The organism is Streptomyces aurantiacus (genome assembly GCF_001418335.1).
Classification (GTDB): domain Bacteria; phylum Actinomycetota; class Actinomycetes; order Streptomycetales; family Streptomycetaceae; genus Streptomyces; species Streptomyces aurantiacus.
Genome location: NZ_LIPP01000071.1, coordinates 21,285 through 38,446 on the forward strand (window position 1 = coordinate 21,285; position 17,162 = coordinate 38,446).

Sequence of the window (17,162 nt, forward strand, 5' to 3'; positions counted from 1 at the left end):
CGGACGGAGAGCGGACGGAGAATCGACTCATGGCGGTCGTCCAGGAACGCGAGCCGGTCACGGAGATCCTGCGGACGATGGCCGTCGACGGCGACGTGTGCGGCGAACTCGTCCGCGCGGCCCGTGCCCACTCCCCCGAGGTCGCCCGGCTCACCGAGGCGGAGAGCCTCTCCCACGTCACCGCCATGATCCGGGCCGCCGGCGCGTGGTTCGCCACCTTCGACCGGGTCGAGCAACAGGACTTCACCGCCGCCTTGTTACTGGGGGCCGACCGGGCGCGTCAGGGCGTCGCGATGACCGCGGTCCTGCGAGGGGTCCAGGCCGGCCTGCACCGCGCCGTGGAGATCACCGTCGACCGCTGTCGAACGGCCGGGGTGCCGGACAGCACCCTGCTCGGCGTCGTGCTGCGGCTGAACGAGTACGGCGACGCCATCGAGCGCCATGTGATCAGCGGGTACCGGGCCGCGGAGCGCGCCACCCCGCACGAGACCGCCGAGATCCGCACGAACGTGCTCCGCAGGCTGCTGGTCGGCGGAGTCGTGCCGTCCCCCGTGGAGCTGACCGGGGCCGGCCTGCGGCCGGACGGCGGACCGCACCACTGCGTCGTCGCCGACACCGGCGACCCCGCGGCGGCCCGCCTCCTCACGGACCGGCTCTGCGGACCCGACGCGGTCTTCGGCCTCGTCGAGGGCCGGCCGGCCGGTCTGTGCCGGCGGATGCCCGGCCTCGGGGAAGCGGCGGCGTCGGCTCTGGTCGTGGTCTCGCCCGCCGCTCGACTGGAGGAGATCCGGCCCCTGTACCGGCTCTGCGTACGGGCCATGGACACCGGCGTACGGCAAGGGCGTCGGGGTCTGTACGAACTGACCGACTTCGCCGCCGAGATCGCCCTCGCCGACCAGCCGCTCCTCGGCTCTCAGCTGAGCGCCCGGCTCCTGGGAGCCCTCGACCGGTCGGACGGCTTCCACCGGCAGCTCGCGCTCACCGCACGGACGTTCCTCGACCACGGCCGGCGCCTGGACCAGACCGCGACGGCCCTGTTCACCCACCCCAACACCGTCCGCTACCGGCTCGGCCGCCTCCAGCAGATCACCGGGCACCCACTGACCGACCTCGCGTCCGGGCCTCTCCCCGAACCGCTGAGCACCCTGCACTGGTGGTGGGCCCTGACCACCTGGCTGGGACAGGGCGAGGACCCGGGCCGGGATGCGCTCTCACCGCCGTAGTTCTCCCTGACGGTCGCGGCGGGCCAGCAGGCGCTGGGCGCGGGACAGGCCGGTGGGCAGGTTCCTGCGCAGCGCGGCCCGGGCGGCGTTGGAGCCCGGGGCCCCGTGCACACCGCCGCCCGGATGTGCGGAGGCCGACGCCAGGTAGAGGTTCCTGACCGGCGTCTCCGGGCGTCCCGTGCCCGGGACGGGGCGGAAGACGAGCTGCTGGTGCAGGGCCGTGGTGCCGCCGTTGATGGCACCACCGTGCAGATTGGCGTTCAGGGCCTGGAGGGTGGGCGGGGCCAGGATGCGCCGGGCCCGGATCAGGGCACGGAACCCCGGCGCGAACCGCTCGACCTGCCGCTCGACCCGGTCGGCCATGAGCTCCTGTTCCTTCGCGTCCCAGGTGCCGGTCAGTCCGTCGTCGCCGGCGTCACCGGTGATCGTCTGCGGGACGTGGGTGTAGGCCCACGCGGACTCGGTGCCCTCGGGCGACCGGGTGGAATCGGCGGTCGTCATCTGCCCGAACAGCGCGAACGGCCGGTCCGGTACCCGCCCCATGGCGACCTGTGCCGCGAATCGGGTCAACTCGTCGACGCCGTCCGCCAGATGCACCGTGCCCGCGTCCGCCGCCCCGGGTGCCTGCCACGGGACGGACCCGTCGAGGGCCCAGTCGACCTTGAAGGTGGCGAAGTCCCACTGGAAGCGGCGCAGATCGGCCAGCAGCTGCGGGGGGAGGTCGGCGCTGTCGACCAACTTGCCGTACAGGGCGGGCGCGGACACGTCCGCGAGTACAGCCCGACGGGCGGACACCGTCTCGCCGCCGGCCGTACGCACCGCCACGGCCCTGCCCTGCCGGACGACGACGCGGCTCACCCGTTCCCCGCAGCGCAGCACACCATCGCGCTCCCGCAGCCGCCGCGTCAGCGCCTCGACGAGGGCGCCCGAACCACCGACCGGGACGGGGAATCCGTAGGTCTGGCCGAGCATCGACATCAGCCAGCCGAAACCGCCGCTTCCCGCGGCCTCGGGGGCGAGGTCGGCGTGCAGCGCGTTGCCTGCCAGCAGCAGCCTGCCGCCCTCGCCGCGGAACTCCTCCTCCCCCAGCCGCCGCACCGGCAACACCAGCGAGCGTGCGGTGCGCAGCCCTCCGGCGGTCCGCAGGCGCAGGGCCATCCGGGCACCCGCGCGTACCGGCGGGAAGGGTGTGAACAGCGCTTCCAGGAGGTCGGGGCGCAGCCGTTCCCAGAGCCGGTGCAGCTCGCGCCAGGCGTCGCCGTCGCCGTCGGCGAAGGCGTCCAGGGAGGCGGCGGTGTCGTCGAGGTTCCGTCCGAGCACGGCGCACCGGCCGTCGGTCAGCGGGTGGGCCAGCACGCGCGGCGCATGGCTCCAGCGCAGCCCGTGCCGCTCCAGGCGCAGTCCGCGGAGGACGGGCGAGGCGGCGGCCAGCGGGTAGAACGAGCTGAAGAGGTCGTTCGTGAAGTCGGGGTCGACGCCGTGGTCGTGCCGTACGCCGCCGCCCGGCTCGTCCTGCGCCTCCAGCACCTCGACGCTCCAGCCCTCGTCGGCCAGCAGATTGGCGGCGACGAGCCCGTTGGGGCCCGACCCGACCACTACCGCGTCCGGCATGGCCGCCTCCCGTCTCGCCGCACGGGGTGCACGGCCGGGGGCATCGTCGTCTCCCGGCCTGTCCCCGGAATACCGCGGGTCATACCGGCCTCGGCTCCGCGCCGGTGGGCTGAGGCCGGCCCCGGCCGTTCTCGCACACGTCGGCCAGCCGCTTGAGCATGGGCCGGTGCCTCAGCTGGATGAGTGCCTCCACGCCCATGTTGTGCAGGAAGCCGCCGACGCCCTGCAGCGGATGCTCGTCGATGACCACCAGCGTGTACTCGCCCCAGGGACGCAGTTCGATGGCGATGCGAGCCGTGCCGAGGGGGCCCGCGTGTGCTTCCAGTTCCAGCTCGTGTCCCTCGTCACACGCCCGTACGACCGTCTCGTTGGTGAAGCAGAGGCTCCCGAGCCGCACTTCGTAGCCGATGGCCGAGTCCACCTGCGGCCACTGACCACGCACGGGGTACGAGGACGACGTTCCGACGACCCAGTCCGCGTACCGGGTACCGTCGGCCATGACGGCCCACACCTCGCGGGGGGTCTTCTTGATCAGTCTGTGGCGTACGGCCACGACGGCCTCCCTGGTCTCGCACCCGCCGGTAGAGGAGTGATCGGTCCCGAGTCCCCCGGCATCCGAGGTTCAACCGAGGCATCGGTCCAACCGAGGAGTCGATTCGACCGAGGCGTCCAGTCATCCCTCGGTCTGCCAGCCGCGGAGGATCGCGCCGAGGGCCTGCTCGGCGAGCCGTTGTGCGCGCTCGGTCCCGACCGTGCCGAGACGGCCGAGCGAGGCCATGCCGTACAGCGTGCCCCACACGATCTCGCAGGCCTCGTCGTGGTCGGCCAGCTCCACGCCGTGCGCGTCCGACCATGTCGCGAGCAGTTCCTTCAGGACGTCGATGGCCGGTTCCGCGGCGCGCCTGCGCTCGTCCGCGTCGACCACGGTGCCGTTCATGGCCTCGTAGAGATGAGGATGCTCGCCCGCGAAGCGCACGTACGCGGACGCGGCCCGCAGCATGCGCCGGTCGATGTCGGGCTCCTCGGCGACCCGCCTGAGCTCGGCCAGCAACAGGCCGTGACCGTGCCCGACCAGCCGCAGCACGAGCGCGTCCTTGTTGGCGAAGTGCTGATAGACGACCGGCGCCGTGTACTCCACGTCGGCCGCGATGCGCCGGACGGTCAGCGCGGCGGCGCCCTCGCTCTCAAGGACGCGCAGCGCGGCCTCGATGATCCGGTCGTGGGTGCTCGCCCGTTCGCGGGCCCGTCGTGTGCTGTTCGGCATGTCCCGTCACTTCGCTTCGATGGCTTCCCGGACAGTAACCGCTCTTCTTGACAACGCTGCCGCCACCTCCTTACGTTAACGACGTTAGAAAATCTAACGTCGTTAGAAAACGAGGTGCAGGGAATGATCTACCACATCAATCGCGCCAAGATGAAGGCGAGCGCGACACCGGACCAGATCGAGGCGGCGCTGGAGAGCTGGCGCGAACAGGGCAGGTCGGTGCCCTCCGTCAAGTCCTTCATCATCGGCCGCGATCTCGGCGGCGACTTCGAGTACAGCGCGGTGTTCGCCGTCGAGGACCTGGACGGCCTCTTCGAGTACCTGACGCACCCGACGACCTACGCGACCGATGACCTGGGGCTGAACCTGGTGGAGGACCTCACCATCTTCGACGTCAGCGACGACGACGACCCCGAGCTGAACGCGAAGATCCAGGAGTTGCACCGGCGCCGCAACGAGCTCAACCCCGAGGTGGCCGGGATGCTGGCCGACGTGCCCACCTACCGTGGCGCCGGCGTGGACGACTGATCACGGCGCGCAGATGATCCACCCCTGCGCGCGTTCGCGGTGCCGGCCACGGCCGCGAGCGCGCGTGGAGGGAGGCGGTCGGCTGCTCGGGCACGGCGCGACGATGATCGCCTATCTTGGCGCGTATGCAGTCATACACGATCGGCCAGGCCGCGCGTCTGCTCGGGGTGAGCCCGGACACCGCGCGGCGGTGGGCGGACGCGGGCCGGATGATCACCCACCGGGACGAGGGCGGGCGACGCCTCATCGACGGCAAGGAGCTGGCCGCCTTCTCCGTCGAGCTGGCCAAGAGCGGTGACGGCGAGGAGGACCCGTCGTACACCTCCGTCCGCAACGCCTTCCCCGGCATCGTCACGGCCGTGAAGCTCGGTGATGTCGCCGCCCAGGTGGAGATCCAGGCCGGCCCGCACCGGCTGGTGTCGCTGCTGACGCGCGAGGCCGTGGAGGAGTTGGGGCTGGAGGTCGGGGTGGAGGCCACCGCCCGGGTGAAGTCGACGAACGTGCACATCGACCGGGCCTGAGAGCGGTACGGACGGGCCGTGTCCCCTCCCGGACGGTCACACCTGAACGCACGTTCCACCCAAACGCACATGCGGCCTAATGGTGGTCCATGTTCCGGCTCATGCGAAGTGATGAGACACTTTCCCCTCGCATCTGCCGCAGTATCGTCAGCGCATGCCGGTCGTCGGCAGACCGGGGACTGTGCACGGCGCACGGTGCGTCAGGACACACAGGTGATCGGTCCGTCAGGGCCAGAGGGAGTGGACACGTCATGACCCGTACCGCGCGCCGGATCCGTCACACCCGTCGCACCCTCCAGGTGGCCGGTGCAGGCGCCGCCGCCCTGCTGGCGCTGAGCGCCTGTTCGTCGTCCGACGACTCCTCGTCGACGACGTCGGACTCCTCCGCGTCCGGCTCCTCGGACAAGCTGTCCGGCACGGTGACCGTGTTCGCCGCCGCCTCCCTCAAGGAGAGCTTCACGACGCTGGGCGAGAAGTTCGAGAAGGAACACCCGGGCACGAAGGTCACCTTCAGTTTCGGCGGCAGCGACTCGCTGGCCGCGAGCATCACGGGCGGCGCCCCGGCGGACGTGTTCGCCTCCGCGAGCCCCAAGACGATGAAGATCGTCACCGACGCCGGTGACGCGTCGGGGACGCCCGCCACCTTCGTCCGCAACAAGCTGGAGATCGCCACGCTGCCGGGCAATCCCCACAAGATCTCCTCCCTCAAGGACCTCACCGGGTCAGGCCTGAAGGTCGTGCTGTGCGACAAGGAGGTGCCCTGCGGCGCCGCCGCCGAGAAGGCCCTCGACGCCGGCCGGCTGAAGCTCACCCCCGTCTCCTACGAGCAGGACGTGAAGGCGGCGCTGACGAAGGTCGAGCTGAAGGAGGCCGACGCCGCCGTCGTCTACAAGACCGACGTGCACGCGGCGGGTGACAAGGTGGAGGGTGTGGAGTTCCCCGAATCCGACGACGCCGTCAACGACTACCCGATCGTCCGGCTCAAGAGCGCGCAGAACACCGAGGGCGCCGAGGCGTTCCTCGCCCTGGTGCGGTCCGCCGAGGGCCAGCAGGTCCTGACCGAGGCCGGATTCCTCAAGCCGTGACCTCCCCGACCGGCACATCCGACGCCGCGGCCGACACCCTCCGAGGTGGCCCGCGGCGCCGGCGCCGGCGCGCCCGGACGACCGGCGGCGGCAGCGGTAACAGCGGCGTGCCCCTTCCGCTGCTCGTGCCCGCGCTGCTCGGCCTGGCGTTCCTCGTCGTGCCGCTGGTCGCCCTGCTCGTACGGGCCCCGTGGCGCAGCCTGCCCGACCTGCTGACCAGCGCCGAGGTGTGGCAGGCGCTCCAGCTGTCCCTGGTCTGCGCCACGGCGGCGACCGCGGTGAGCCTGGTCATCGGTGTGCCGCTGGCCTGGCTGCTGGCCCGTGTCGAGTTCCCCGGGCGCGGCCTCGTACGAGCCCTCGTCACCCTGCCGCTCGTACTGCCGCCGGTCGTCGGCGGTGTGGCGCTGCTGATGGCGCTCGGCCGCAACGGCATCGTCGGGAAGTGGCTGGACTCCTGGTTCGGGATCACGCTGCCCTTCACCACCGCGGGGGTCGTCGTCGCCGAGGCGTTCGTCGCCATGCCGTTCCTCGTCATCAGCGTCGAGGGCACCCTGCGCGCCGCCGACCCTCGCTTCGAGGAGGCCGCCGCCACGCTCGGGGCGTCCCGTTTCACCGCGTTCCGCCGGGTCACCCTCCCGCTGATCGCGCCCGGCATCGCGGCCGGCGCGGTCCTGGCCTGGGCCCGGGCGCTCGGCGAGTTCGGTGCGACGATCACCTTCGCGGGCAACTTCCCCGGCCGTACGCAGACCATGCCGCTGTCCGTGTACCTGGCCCTGCAGAGCGACCCGGAAGCCGCCATCGCCCTCAGTCTGGTCCTGCTGGCCGTGTCCGTCGCGGTACTGGCCGGCCTGCGCGACCGTTGGATGACAACAGGATGACCGAGCCCCATGAGGCCGCCTCCGCCGCCTCCGCCCCCAGTGCCCACGACGCCCACGCCTCCGAGGAGGGCCTCGACGCTCATCTCGTCGTCGAGCGCGGCACCTTCCGGCTCGATGTGGCGCTGAGCGTCGCGCCCGGCGAGGTCGTCGCCCTGCTCGGTCCGAACGGCGCCGGCAAGACCACCGCCCTGCGCGCCCTCGCCGGCCTGACACCGCTCAGCGGCGGCCGGCTGCGGCTGGACGGCACGGCGTTGGAGCGTACGCCGCCGGAGTCCCGCCCGGTCGGTGTCGTCTTCCAGGACTACCTGCTCTTCCCCCACCTGACCGCCCTGGACAACGTGGCTTTCGGACCGCGCTGCCAGGGCGCGACCAAGGAGCGGGCGCGGGCGCGGGCCGCCGAGTGGCTGGACCGCCTGGGTCTCGCGGACCACGCCGGCGCCAAGCCCCGCCGGCTCTCCGGCGGACAGGCCCAGCGTGTCGCCCTGGCCCGCGCGCTCGCCACCCGCCCCCGGCTGCTGCTGCTCGACGAGCCGCTCGCCGCCCTTGACGCCCGCACCCGCCTGGAGGTGCGCTCCCAACTCCGGCGCCATCTGGCCGAGTTCGAGGCCGTCGCCGTCCTGGTCACGCACGATCCGCTGGACGCCATGGTGCTGGCCGACCGCCTGGTCGTCGTCGAGGACGGCCGGGTCGTCCAGGAGGGCGCCCCGTCCGACATCGCCCGCCGTCCCCGTACCGATTACATCGCCCAGCTGGTCGGCCTGAACCTCTACCGGGGCGAGGCCGACGGCCATGCGGTCCGACTCGACGCCGGGCCGCCCATCACCACCACGGAGGCGCTGTCCGGCCCGGTCTTCGTGGCGTTCCCGCCCAGCGCGGTCACCCTCTACCGCGACCGCCCCACCGGGGCCAGCGCCCGCAACCTCTGGCGCTGCGAGGTCGCGGGCCTTGAGACCCACGGCGACCAGATCCGCGCCGACCTCGCCGGAGAGCTGCCGCTCGCCGCGGACCTGACCACGGTCGCCGCCGCCGAACTGGATCTGCATCCGGGCGCGGCGGTCTGGGCGACGGTGAAGGCGACGCAGACCCACGCCTATCCGGTCTGAGGCCCCCGCCAGGCCCTGGCGGGGGCCTCAGTCGCCGTGGGTGACCGACACGGTCAGCTGGTGGATCGGGGGTCTCGTCGAACTCGTCGAACAGGCAGGCTCCGGGTCCACGTGCAGGAGACGTTCCCGTTCGAGCGCGTCGCCGACGCGCACCGGCTGCTCGACGGCGGTCACCTCCAGGGCAAGCTCGTGCTCACCCTCTGATCACGTCGCGCCGTTCATCAGTGAGGCGTCACGTGAGCGAGGCCCCACTGATGAACGGGTGGAAGCCTTGTCCCCGCCCCGATCGATGCCGGACATTCTCGCTACGGTGTGGCGCCCCACTCGTGGGGGCCGCCGCCGCGCCACTCCACCCAGCTGGGATCGTCGAGCAGCTCGGCCGGGTAGGACAGCCCCGCGGCCTCCAGGAACACGATCAGATCGTGGTCGGAGTGAGCCAGCCCCAGGATCTCGGCCCGGCCGTCACGGTGCACGCTCACTCGCCGACCGCCGCCGGCGGACGGCCTGTGCACAACGATCATTGCGTGTTCCATGGCATCCAGAGTGCCTCTCCCCCTCGGTTCGACGCTGCCCGGCCCCGGCGAACACGACCCCGGCCGCGGTACGGCAGGACGGGCGGCGGTATCGGTCAGCGAGCCCTGGGTGCCCCCCGTCGCCGCTGCGCCGGCGGGGGCGGAGGCGGCGAGAAGGTGTCCTCATCCTCATCGTCCAGGGGCGGCAGTTCCACGGTGTACTGCGGCTGGAGAAACAGATCGTGGTGCTGCGGCACGGCCGACGAGGCGGCCGTGTCCTGAACGGGACGTGCAGGGTCGCGATGCGAAGAGGCAGGCATCCAAAACCATCCGGAGTCGGGAGTCGCGCGGATCAGAGGTGGAGCTGTCGACCGATGACCATCGGTACCTGCCTACCTCGCGCGCGACTGCCCATTAGATCCTATCGGCGGCCGGAGGACGAAAGGGCGCGGTACGCGAAGTGGTTCGGATGCGTGATCCGTTCTTCCGGGAGGCCGTTCGCGGCGGAGGCCGCGGCCCGCCGGGAGCCGTCCTCGGCGGGCCGCCAAGCTCCCCTCCAGGCCCTCCGCCAGGCCCTCCGCCAGGGCACGGGAGCGCTCGCTCGCCATCCCGAGATCGCCCGCCGCCGACAGGGGGCCGCTCGCCGTCACGGAACCGCCCGCCGCCGGCCCGGAACCACTCACCTCCCCGCCCGCCGGCTCGATCGGACAGTCGGCGCTGTAAAGTGCGTCCGTGGAGCGGATCTTGGTGGTGGGCGTCACGGGCGCCGGCAAATCCACGCTCGCCCGGGCGGTGAGCGAGCGTCTGGGCATGCCCTACCACGAGATGGACGCGCTGTACTTCACGGGCCCCGACTGGGCCACCGATGACAAGCTGACCGAGACCGTCGCGCGGATCACCGCCGAGCCCCGCTGGATCGTCGACTCGCTCGGCTATCCCGAAGTCCGTGACCTGCTCTGGGACCGGGCCGACACCGTGCTCTGGCTCGACTACGGGAAGCGCGTCGTCATGCCCCGGGTCCTGCGCCGCTCCCTCAGGCGCACCGTCACCCGCGAGAGCCTCTTCGGCGGCAACAGGGAGACCTGGGCGGGCTGGCTGAGCAAGGAACACCCGGCCCGGTGGGCCTGGTCCCAACACGCGGGCCGGCGCCGGGAGATCGAGCACCGGACGCGCGATCCCCGCTTCGCTCCCCTCGACACGCTCAGGTTTCCCCGTCCCCGCGACACGGCGGCCTGGCTGGCGTCCGTGTGACCTGACGCTGACGACCCGGGGCGGGCCGGACAGCCCGGGTAGCCCTGACGGCCCGAACAGCTCGAACGGCCCGCACCACCCGTACGATCCGAGCGAATTGAAACCGTTCAATTGCTCGCGCCACGGACGCACGAGGCCCCACTGAAGCAACGGGTCCTGTCCGACGTCCCGTCAAGAATGTGGTGCACGCTCATTGACCCCCACCACTGGCGCCTCTACGTTCACCGAGTGAATCGATTCATCCTCGCTACCTGACGCTATCTGAGGAGCCGCAGTGATCAGCAGGAGGAACATTCTGGCGGGTACGGCCGCCGCGATGGCCGTCACGGCCACGGCCACCACCGCCGGGACCGCGGTGGCCGCACCCGCGTCCACGCCGGCCCAGGGACCCACCCGTCGCAGCGCCCTGCGCGTCACCGCGCCGACCGTCGAGTACGTTCGGCACCCGCTGGGGATCGACGCACCACGCCCTCGGCTGAGCTGGCCGATGAGCGCGGACAAGCCGGGCGCGCGCCAGACCGGGTATCAGGTCCGCGTCGCCTCCAGCGCCTCCCGTCTGGAGCGCCCCGACGTCTGGGACAGCGGAAAGGTCACGTCCGGCGAGTCCGTCCTCGTCGCCTACGCGGGTCCCGAACTCAAGCCGCGTACGCGTTACTTCTGGTCCGTGCGGGTGTGGGACGCCGACGGCGGTGTCTCGGCCTGGAGCGAGCCGTCGTGGTGGGAGACCGGGCTCCTGGATGCCGCGCAGTGGTCCGCGGAATGGGTCTCCGCTCCCCCGGCGCTCACCGACGCGCCGTCGCTCGACGGCAGTTCCTGGATCTGGTTCCCCGAGGGCGAACCGGCCAGCAGCGCCCCGGCGGGCACCCGTTGGTTCCGCCGCGTCCTCGATCTCCCGGACGCGGTCACCGCGGCGACCCTGGCCCTCAGCGCGGACAACGTCTACACCGTCTCCGTGAACGGCACCGAAGTGGCGCGCACCGACCTCGCCACGGACTTCGAGGGCTGGCGCCGCCCCGCCGTCGTCGAGATCCTCGCCCAGCTGCGTACGGGCAAGAACGTGGTCGCGGTCTCGGCAACCAACGGGTCCGAGGGGCCCGCAGGGCTGGTCGCCGCCCTCAGCCTCCACACGGCGTCCGGCGAACAGAGAGTCGTCACCGACGGCTCCTGGAGATCGACGGACAAGGAGCCCGCCGCCGACTGGCGCGGGACCGACTTCGACGACAGCGCCTGGCCGGCCGCGAAGAAGGCAGCCGCGTGGGGAGCCGGGCCGTGGGGCAGGGTCGTCCCCGCGTCGTACGCCGCCAACCAGCTGCGGCACGAGTTCAAGCTCCCCCGCAAGAAGGTGTCGCGCGCCCGTCTGTACGCCACCGCCCTCGGCGTCTACGAAGCCCACCTCAACGGCCGCCGCGTGGGCCGCGACCAGCTCGCCCCGGGCTGGACCGACTACCGCGAACGCGTCCAGTACCAGACCTACGACGTCACCAAACTCGTACAGCCCGGCGCCAACGCCATCGGTGCGTACGTGGCGCCCGGCTGGTACGCGGGCAATGTCGGCATGTTCGGGCCCCACCAGTACGGTGAACGCCCGGCACTGCTGGCACAGTTGGAGGTCGAGTACGCCGACGGGACGCGCGAGAGCATCACGTCGGGGACCGGCTGGCGGGCCGTCTCCGGACCGATCGTCTCCGCCGACCTGTTGAGCGGCGAGACGTACGACGCACGCAAGGAGACCTCCGGCTGGACCTCACCCGGCTTCGACGACCGGGCCTGGCTCGCCGTGGTGCGCGCCGCGGACGACGCCGCTCCGCCGCGCATCGTGGCCCAGGTGGACGGTCCGGTCCGGATCGCCAAGGAACTCCCCGTCAAGAAGGTGACCGAGCCCGCACCGGGTGTCTTCGTCTTCGACCTCGGCCAGAACATGGTCGGTTCGGTACGGCTGCGGGTCTCGGGAGCGGCCGGCACGACCGTCCGTCTGCGGCATGCCGAGGTGCTCAACCCGGACGGCACCCTCTACACGGCGAACCTGCGGACCGCCGCGGCGACCGACACGTACACCCTCAGGGGCGGTGGCCGGGAGACGTACGAGCCGCGTTTCACCTTCCACGGTTTCCGCTACGTCGAGGTGACCGGGTTCCCCGGTACTCCGTCGGCGGGGGACCTGACCGGTCGCGTCATGCATACGTCCGCGCCCTTCACCTTCGACTTCGAGACCGATGTCCCGATGCTCAACACGCTGCACAGCAACATCACTTGGGGGCAGCGCGGCAACTTCCTGTCCATACCGACGGACACGCCGGCGCGCGACGAGCGCCTGGGCTGGACGGGCGACATCAACGTCTTCGCGCCGACGGCCGCGTACACGATGGAGTCCGCCCGCTTCCTCTCCAAGTGGCTCGTGGACCTGCGCGACGGGCAGACCGCCGAGGGCGCCTTCACCGACGTGGCACCCATGGTGGGCACGGTCGGCAACGGTGTGGCGGGCTGGGGCGACGCGGGCGTCACGGTCCCCTGGTCCCTGTACCAGGCCTACGGCGACCGGCAGGTCCTGGCGGACGCGTGGTCCTCCGTCCAGGCCTGGCTGAAGTACCTGGAGAAGAACAGCAGCGGTCTGCTGCGGCCGGACAGCGGCTACGGCGACTGGCTGAACGTCTCCGACGAGACACCGAAGGACGTCATCGCCACCGCGTACTTCGCCCACAGCGCCGACCTCGCGGCCCGTATCGCCAAGGAACTCGACAAGGACCCCGCCCCCTACACCGACCTCTTCGGGCGCGTACGGGCGGCGTTCCAGAAGGCCTATGTCACCGCCGAGGGCAGGGTGAAGGGTGACACGCAGACGGCCTATGTGCTCGCCCTGTCGATGGACCTGCTGCCGGACGAACTGCGGGAGGCGGCGGCGAACCGGCTCGTCGCGCTGATCGAGGCCAAGGACTGGCATCTCTCGACGGGTTTCCTCGGCACGCCCCGGCTGTTGCCCGTCCTCACCGACACCGGGCACACCGACGTCGCCTACCGGCTGCTCGTGCAGCGCTCCTTCCCCAGCTGGGGCTACCAGATCGACAAGGGCTCCACCACGATGTGGGAGCGCTGGGACTCCATCCGGCCCGACGGCAGCTTCCAGGACGCGGGCATGAACTCCTTCAACCACTACGCCTACGGTTCGGTGGGCGAGTGGATGTACGCGAACATCGCCGGCATCGCGGCGGGCCGGCCCGGCTACCGTGAGATCGTCGTCCGGCCCCGGCCGGGCGGCGGCGTCACCTCCGCCCGCGCCACGTTCGCCTCGGTGCACGGCCCCGTCTCCACGCAGTGGCGGCAGCGGTCCGGCGGATTCGCCCTGACGTGCTCCGTGCCTCCCAACACCACCGCCGAGGTGTGGATCCCCACGGACGAGCCCAAGGCGGTCAAGCACACCACCGCGGCGTTCCTGCGCAGCGAGGACGGCTGCGCGGTGTACCGGGTCGGTTCGGGCACCCACCGCTTCACCGCGTAGACAAGGAGGGCGGGCCGGGAATCCGTCCACCGGAGACCTTCCGGTGGACGGCGGCCTCCAACGCGCTCCGGGTGCCATTGGGTTGAGGGGTGCACGTAGGGACGGTGACGTGCCCATAAGGTGATCGCATGCCTGCCTCGTTGAGTACCGCCAGAACCCGCGCCGCGTTGCGCGTGTCGGCGCGCGTTTCCGTCGAACTACTGCTGGTTCTGGTGATGACCGCGGTGGCCCTCTGGCTCCTCGGCCGGATGTGGTCCGTGGTCTGGCCGCTCATAGTGGGTCTGCTCCTCACCACGCTGACCTGGCCCGTGGCCCGCTTCCTGCGCCGGCACGGGTGGCCTCCCGCGCTGGCCGCCGCCTCCGTGACCGTGCTCTTCCTCGCGGTCGCCGCGGCCGTGGTGGCGCTGATCGCGGTGCCGGTGGCCTCCCAGTCCGGCGAGTTGACCGAAGGGGTCGTGGACGGCATCCACAAGGTGCGCGACTGGGCTGCCGGTCCGCCGCTGAACATCGACGAGGACCAGGTCTCGGGCGCCCTGGACACAGCGGCCGAACGCATCCAGAAGAGTGCCGGCAGTCTGGTCACCACGGTCCTCGCGGGCGTGAGCACGGTGGTCAACGGTGTGGTCACGGCCGTCCTGGCGGTCTTCCTGATGTTCTTCTTCCTCAAGGACGGGCCGCGGTTCCTGCCGTGGCTCGCCCGTCAGCTGCCCGGCCGGCTCGCCACCGATGTGCCGATAGTGGCGGAGCGCAGCTGGAACACGCTGGGGTCGTTCGTACGTTCACAGGCGGCCGTCGGTCTGCTCGACGCCGTGTTCATCGGCGTCGGTCTGTGGGTCGTGGACGTGCCCCTGGTGCTCCCGCTGGCCGTGCTGACCTTCGTCTCCGCGTTCGTGCCGATCGTGGGCGCCCTGTTCGCCGGCTTCGTCGCGGTGCTCATCGCCCTGGTGTCGAACGGTTTGACGGACGCGCTGATCGTGCTGGCGATCATCATCGTCGTGCAGCAACTGGAGGGCAACGTCTTCCAGCCCATGATCCAGAGCCGCGGGCTCGGGCTGCACGCGGCGGTGATCCTGCTGGCGGTCACGCTGGGCGGCAGTCTGGCGGGCATCGTGGGCAGTCTGCTCGCCGTCCCGGTCGCGGCGCTGGTCGCGGTGTTCTGGAACTACCTGCGCGAGCAGCTCAGCGAGCCGCTCCAGGAGCCGGACACCGGCGAGCCGCCGGTCGGCGGCTCCGGCACCGCCGACGCCGTCGGTGCCTCCTGAGCCGACTCCCGCCCCGGTGCGCCGTATTGTGCCGCTTTTTCACCTTGTTCGACTTATTCGACTCGTTCCACGCGGACGCGAGGTCTGCCCGTTCGGGCACCCTCCTGTGCCTTCGCGTCTCGTGATACCCGAAGGGCGGCACGCTAGCGTCGTGCTCGTGAGCACCATGACCCCCGCGAAACCACCGTCGGCCGTCTCCCTCGCCAGATGCGGTGCGCGAGGGGTCCGCCGGTGATCGACGACCGGTGGAACGAGGCGGGGGCAACCGGTCCTCGAACGGCCGAGGCGGGACCGATGGACACGGCTGGAACCGGGACAGGCCCGGCGCCGGTCGGCGAGAGCCGGGACGACGAACCGCCGAAAAAGAACGCGAAGAAGCGCGCCCGTCGCGGCCCGGGCCCGTTCACGCTGCTCGTCCTGCCCGGCCTGGTCGCCCTGATGGGAGTGGCCGGCTTTCTGGCCGCGACGGGCGGCCTGTCCTCCGCCTGGCCCCAGGGATCCTCCGACCCCGCCCCGACCGCCACGACCCGCGTCGACGCCGCGTACGTTCCCTGGCTCCGCAAGGCCGTCTCGGACTGCACGGTCATCAAGCCGTCGGTGCTGGCCGCCCAGATCGACCGGCGCTCCGGCTGGAGCAACGACGCCGGAGCGCTGTCGGGCGAGAAGGGCATCGCCGGGTTCACGGACGCCCAGTGGCGGACCTGGGGCAAGGACGCCGACGACAACGGGCGCTCCTCGCCCAGCGATCCGGCGGACGCCCTGATGGCGCTCGGACGGCAGGACTGCTCCCTCGCCAAGAAGGTGACCGACCTCAGAACCGAGGGAGTCGTCAACGGCGACCTGGTGAACCTCACCCTCGCCGCGTACGCGTCGGGTACGGACGCCGTGGTGAAGGCAGGACGCGTACCCACCGAGGCGGAGGCCTACATCAGCGAGGTCAAGTCGCTGTCCTCGCGCTACGGTTCGGTCGACCGGGAGGAGAGTTCCGGTGGCACCGTGAACCAGGCACCGGGCGCAGTACTGGCCGCCCCCGTGGCCAACCCCGTCGTCAGTTCCCCGTACGGATCGCGCGAGCACCCCCTGACCGGGGTGACGAAGCTCCACACCGGGGTCGACTTCGCCTCGCCCCAGGGGTCCCAGGTCTCCGCCGCGATGAAGGGCCAGGTCACGTTCGCGGCGATGACCAAGGCGTACGGCAACCGCGTGGTGATCGACCACGGCAGCATCGACGGCAAACGGCTGCAGACGACGTACAGCCATCTGTTGTCCCTCCAGGTCACCGTCGGTCAGGCGGTGGACGTCGGGACGCCGGTCGGACTGGTCGGCTCCACCGGTCTGTCCACCGGCCCCCACCTGCACTTCGAGGTGATTTTCGACGGCTACTACGCCGACCCGATGCCGTGGCTCAACCCCAGTACGTGAGCCGCGTGGTTCAGACGTCGAAGCGGCGGCGGGACTCCTCGATGTGACCGATGTACTGGTGCGTCCAGTCACACATTCCGTCGACCGTCTTCTTCAGGGCCCGGCCCGGCCCGGTGAGGGTGTATTCGACCCGCGGCGGCACGGTGGGGTACACGTCCCGCTCGACCAGACCGTTGCGCTCCAGCATGCGCAGGTTCTGGGTGAGCATCTTGTGGCTGATGCCCTCGATCTCGTTGCGCAACTCGCTGAAGCGCAGGGTGCGTTCACCCAGGATCTCGATGATCAGCAGGGCCCACTTGTTGGCGATGTCCGAGAAGAGTTCCCGCGCGAGTGAGTCCGCGCGGGTCAGGTCGGCCTCGTCGACGCCGTCGATGCTGTCGATGTCGTCGGCTTCGTCGGCTTCGTCGGCCGAATTCCTGAGCTGCTTGGTCACCATGAGGTTCCCCAGTCACTGAAAAGTGCGTTCTTCCATGTCAGCGGTCACTCTCCTACGGTTCTTCAGTAACCACAAGAGAGCGAGTGCGCCCCGGTTCCGCGGAAGCGGGCCGACGGACTCGTACGAGAAGGAGGCGGGCGGCATGGCCATCACCCTGGTGAACCCCGAGGGACTGCCGGAGATCGATGTGTACCGGCAGGTGTCGATCGCGACCGGGTCACGGCTCGTGTTCATCGCCGGGCAGGTGTCCTGGGACGCCGACGGAGTCACGGTCGGCGCGGGCGACCTCGCCGCTCAGGCGGAGCGGGCCTACCTCAACGTCGGCACCGCCCTGGCCGAGGTCGGCGGGTCCTTCGACGACGTGGCGAAGCTGACCCTCTACGTCGTCGACTGGACCCCCGACAAGATGCCCGCGCTCCTGGAGGGCATCGCCCGGGCCGCCGCGAAGCTGGGCATCACACCCATGGCGCCGGGCACCCTGATCGGCGTGGCGGCACTGGACGTACCCGACCACCTGGTCGAGGTCGAGGCCACCGCGGTCCTCGACTGAACCAGAAACCGGGGTCTTCGGTA

General features: G+C 71.1%; 16 protein-coding genes and 1 pseudogene. 12 read left to right on the forward strand and 5 right to left on the reverse strand.

Going from position 1 to position 17,162, the window contains the following annotated elements; genetic code table 11:
* Positions 1-29 precede the first annotated feature (29 nt).
* Entirely contained in the window at positions 30-1,223 is a 1,194-nt protein-coding gene (locus tag AOK01_RS10495; RefSeq protein ID WP_055510674.1) for a PucR family transcriptional regulator, read from the forward strand.
* On the opposite strand, the gene AOK01_RS10500 is transcribed toward AOK01_RS10495, so the two are convergent.
* From AOK01_RS10500 to AOK01_RS10510, 3 genes are all read right to left on the reverse strand, one after another.
* Entirely contained in the window at positions 1,212-2,834 is a 1,623-nt protein-coding gene (locus AOK01_RS10500; RefSeq protein WP_055510675.1) for a phytoene desaturase family protein, read from the reverse strand. The two genes, AOK01_RS10495 and AOK01_RS10500, sit on opposite strands and share 12 nt — an antisense overlap.
* A 79-nt stretch (positions 2,835-2,913) precedes the next feature.
* Positions 2,914-3,387 (reverse strand): SRPBCC family protein, encoded by a 474-nt coding sequence (locus AOK01_RS10505; protein WP_055510676.1) that lies wholly within the window; start codon positions 3,385-3,387, stop codon positions 2,914-2,916.
* Between the two features lie 120 nt (positions 3,388-3,507).
* Entirely contained in the window at positions 3,508-4,098 is a 591-nt protein-coding gene (locus AOK01_RS10510; RefSeq protein ID WP_055510677.1) for a TetR/AcrR family transcriptional regulator, read from the reverse strand.
* A 123-nt stretch (positions 4,099-4,221) separates the two neighbouring features.
* Here AOK01_RS10510 and AOK01_RS10515 point away from each other — a divergent pair, with 123 nt between their 5' ends.
* The 6 genes and pseudogenes from AOK01_RS10515 to AOK01_RS40935 all read left to right on the forward strand — a co-directional run.
* Positions 4,222-4,626, forward strand: a complete 405-nt coding sequence (locus tag AOK01_RS10515) for a Dabb family protein (RefSeq protein WP_055510678.1) — start codon at positions 4,222-4,224, stop codon at positions 4,624-4,626.
* A 125-nt stretch (positions 4,627-4,751) separates the two neighbouring features.
* Positions 4,752-5,147: a TOBE domain-containing protein gene (locus tag AOK01_RS10520; protein ID WP_055510679.1), complete on the forward strand. Its 396-nt coding sequence runs from the start codon at positions 4,752-4,754 to the stop codon at positions 5,145-5,147.
* A gap of 251 nt (positions 5,148-5,398) precedes the next feature.
* Positions 5,399-6,232, forward strand: a complete 834-nt coding sequence (gene modA / locus AOK01_RS10525) for a molybdate ABC transporter substrate-binding protein (protein WP_055510680.1) — start codon at positions 5,399-5,401, stop codon at positions 6,230-6,232.
* Positions 6,229-7,110, forward strand: a complete 882-nt coding sequence (gene modB, locus AOK01_RS10530; protein ID WP_055510681.1) for a molybdate ABC transporter permease subunit — start codon at positions 6,229-6,231, stop codon at positions 7,108-7,110. The genes modA and modB overlap by 4 nt, the downstream gene beginning before the upstream one ends.
* Positions 7,107-8,213, forward strand: coding sequence for an ABC transporter ATP-binding protein (locus AOK01_RS10535; RefSeq protein ID WP_055510682.1), 1,107 nt, complete (start codon positions 7,107-7,109; stop codon positions 8,211-8,213). The genes modB and AOK01_RS10535 overlap by 4 nt, the downstream gene beginning before the upstream one ends.
* A gap of 70 nt (positions 8,214-8,283) precedes the next feature.
* Positions 8,284-8,417 (forward strand): annotated as a pseudogene (locus AOK01_RS40935) (zinc-binding dehydrogenase); the annotation flags it as partial.
* A 101-nt stretch (positions 8,418-8,518) separates the two neighbouring features.
* Here the strand turns inward: AOK01_RS40935 and AOK01_RS10540 are convergent.
* A complete protein-coding gene (locus AOK01_RS10540) occupies positions 8,519-8,746 on the reverse strand; it encodes a hypothetical protein (RefSeq protein WP_055510683.1) in 228 nt (75 codons plus the stop codon).
* A gap of 711 nt (positions 8,747-9,457) precedes the next feature.
* Between AOK01_RS10540 and AOK01_RS10545 the strand changes: the two genes are divergently transcribed.
* The 4 genes from AOK01_RS10545 (at position 9,458) to AOK01_RS10560 (ending at position 16,153) form a co-directional block, all read left to right on the forward strand.
* Positions 9,458-9,976, forward strand: coding sequence for an AAA family ATPase (locus AOK01_RS10545; RefSeq protein ID WP_055510684.1), 519 nt, complete (start codon positions 9,458-9,460; stop codon positions 9,974-9,976).
* Between the two features lie 274 nt (positions 9,977-10,250).
* On the forward strand, positions 10,251-13,469 hold the full coding sequence (locus AOK01_RS10550) for an alpha-L-rhamnosidase (RefSeq protein ID WP_055510685.1): 3,219 nt from the start codon (positions 10,251-10,253) through the stop codon (positions 13,467-13,469).
* Positions 13,470-13,597: 128 nt separating this feature from the next.
* A complete protein-coding gene (locus AOK01_RS10555; RefSeq protein ID WP_055510686.1) occupies positions 13,598-14,731 on the forward strand; it encodes an AI-2E family transporter in 1,134 nt (377 codons plus the stop codon).
* Between the two features lie 294 nt (positions 14,732-15,025).
* Positions 15,026-16,153: a M23 family metallopeptidase gene (locus AOK01_RS10560; protein WP_055510687.1), complete on the forward strand. Its 1,128-nt coding sequence runs from the start codon at positions 15,026-15,028 to the stop codon at positions 16,151-16,153.
* A 10-nt stretch (positions 16,154-16,163) separates the two neighbouring features.
* On the opposite strand, the gene AOK01_RS10565 is transcribed toward AOK01_RS10560, so the two are convergent.
* Positions 16,164-16,589 (reverse strand): winged helix-turn-helix transcriptional regulator, encoded by a 426-nt coding sequence (locus AOK01_RS10565; RefSeq protein WP_079103316.1) that lies wholly within the window; start codon positions 16,587-16,589, stop codon positions 16,164-16,166.
* Positions 16,590-16,731: 142 nt separating this feature from the next.
* On the opposite strand from AOK01_RS10565, the gene AOK01_RS10570 reads away from it, so the two are divergent.
* A complete protein-coding gene (locus tag AOK01_RS10570; protein ID WP_055510688.1) occupies positions 16,732-17,139 on the forward strand; it encodes a RidA family protein in 408 nt (135 codons plus the stop codon).
* Positions 17,140-17,162 lie beyond the last annotated feature (23 nt).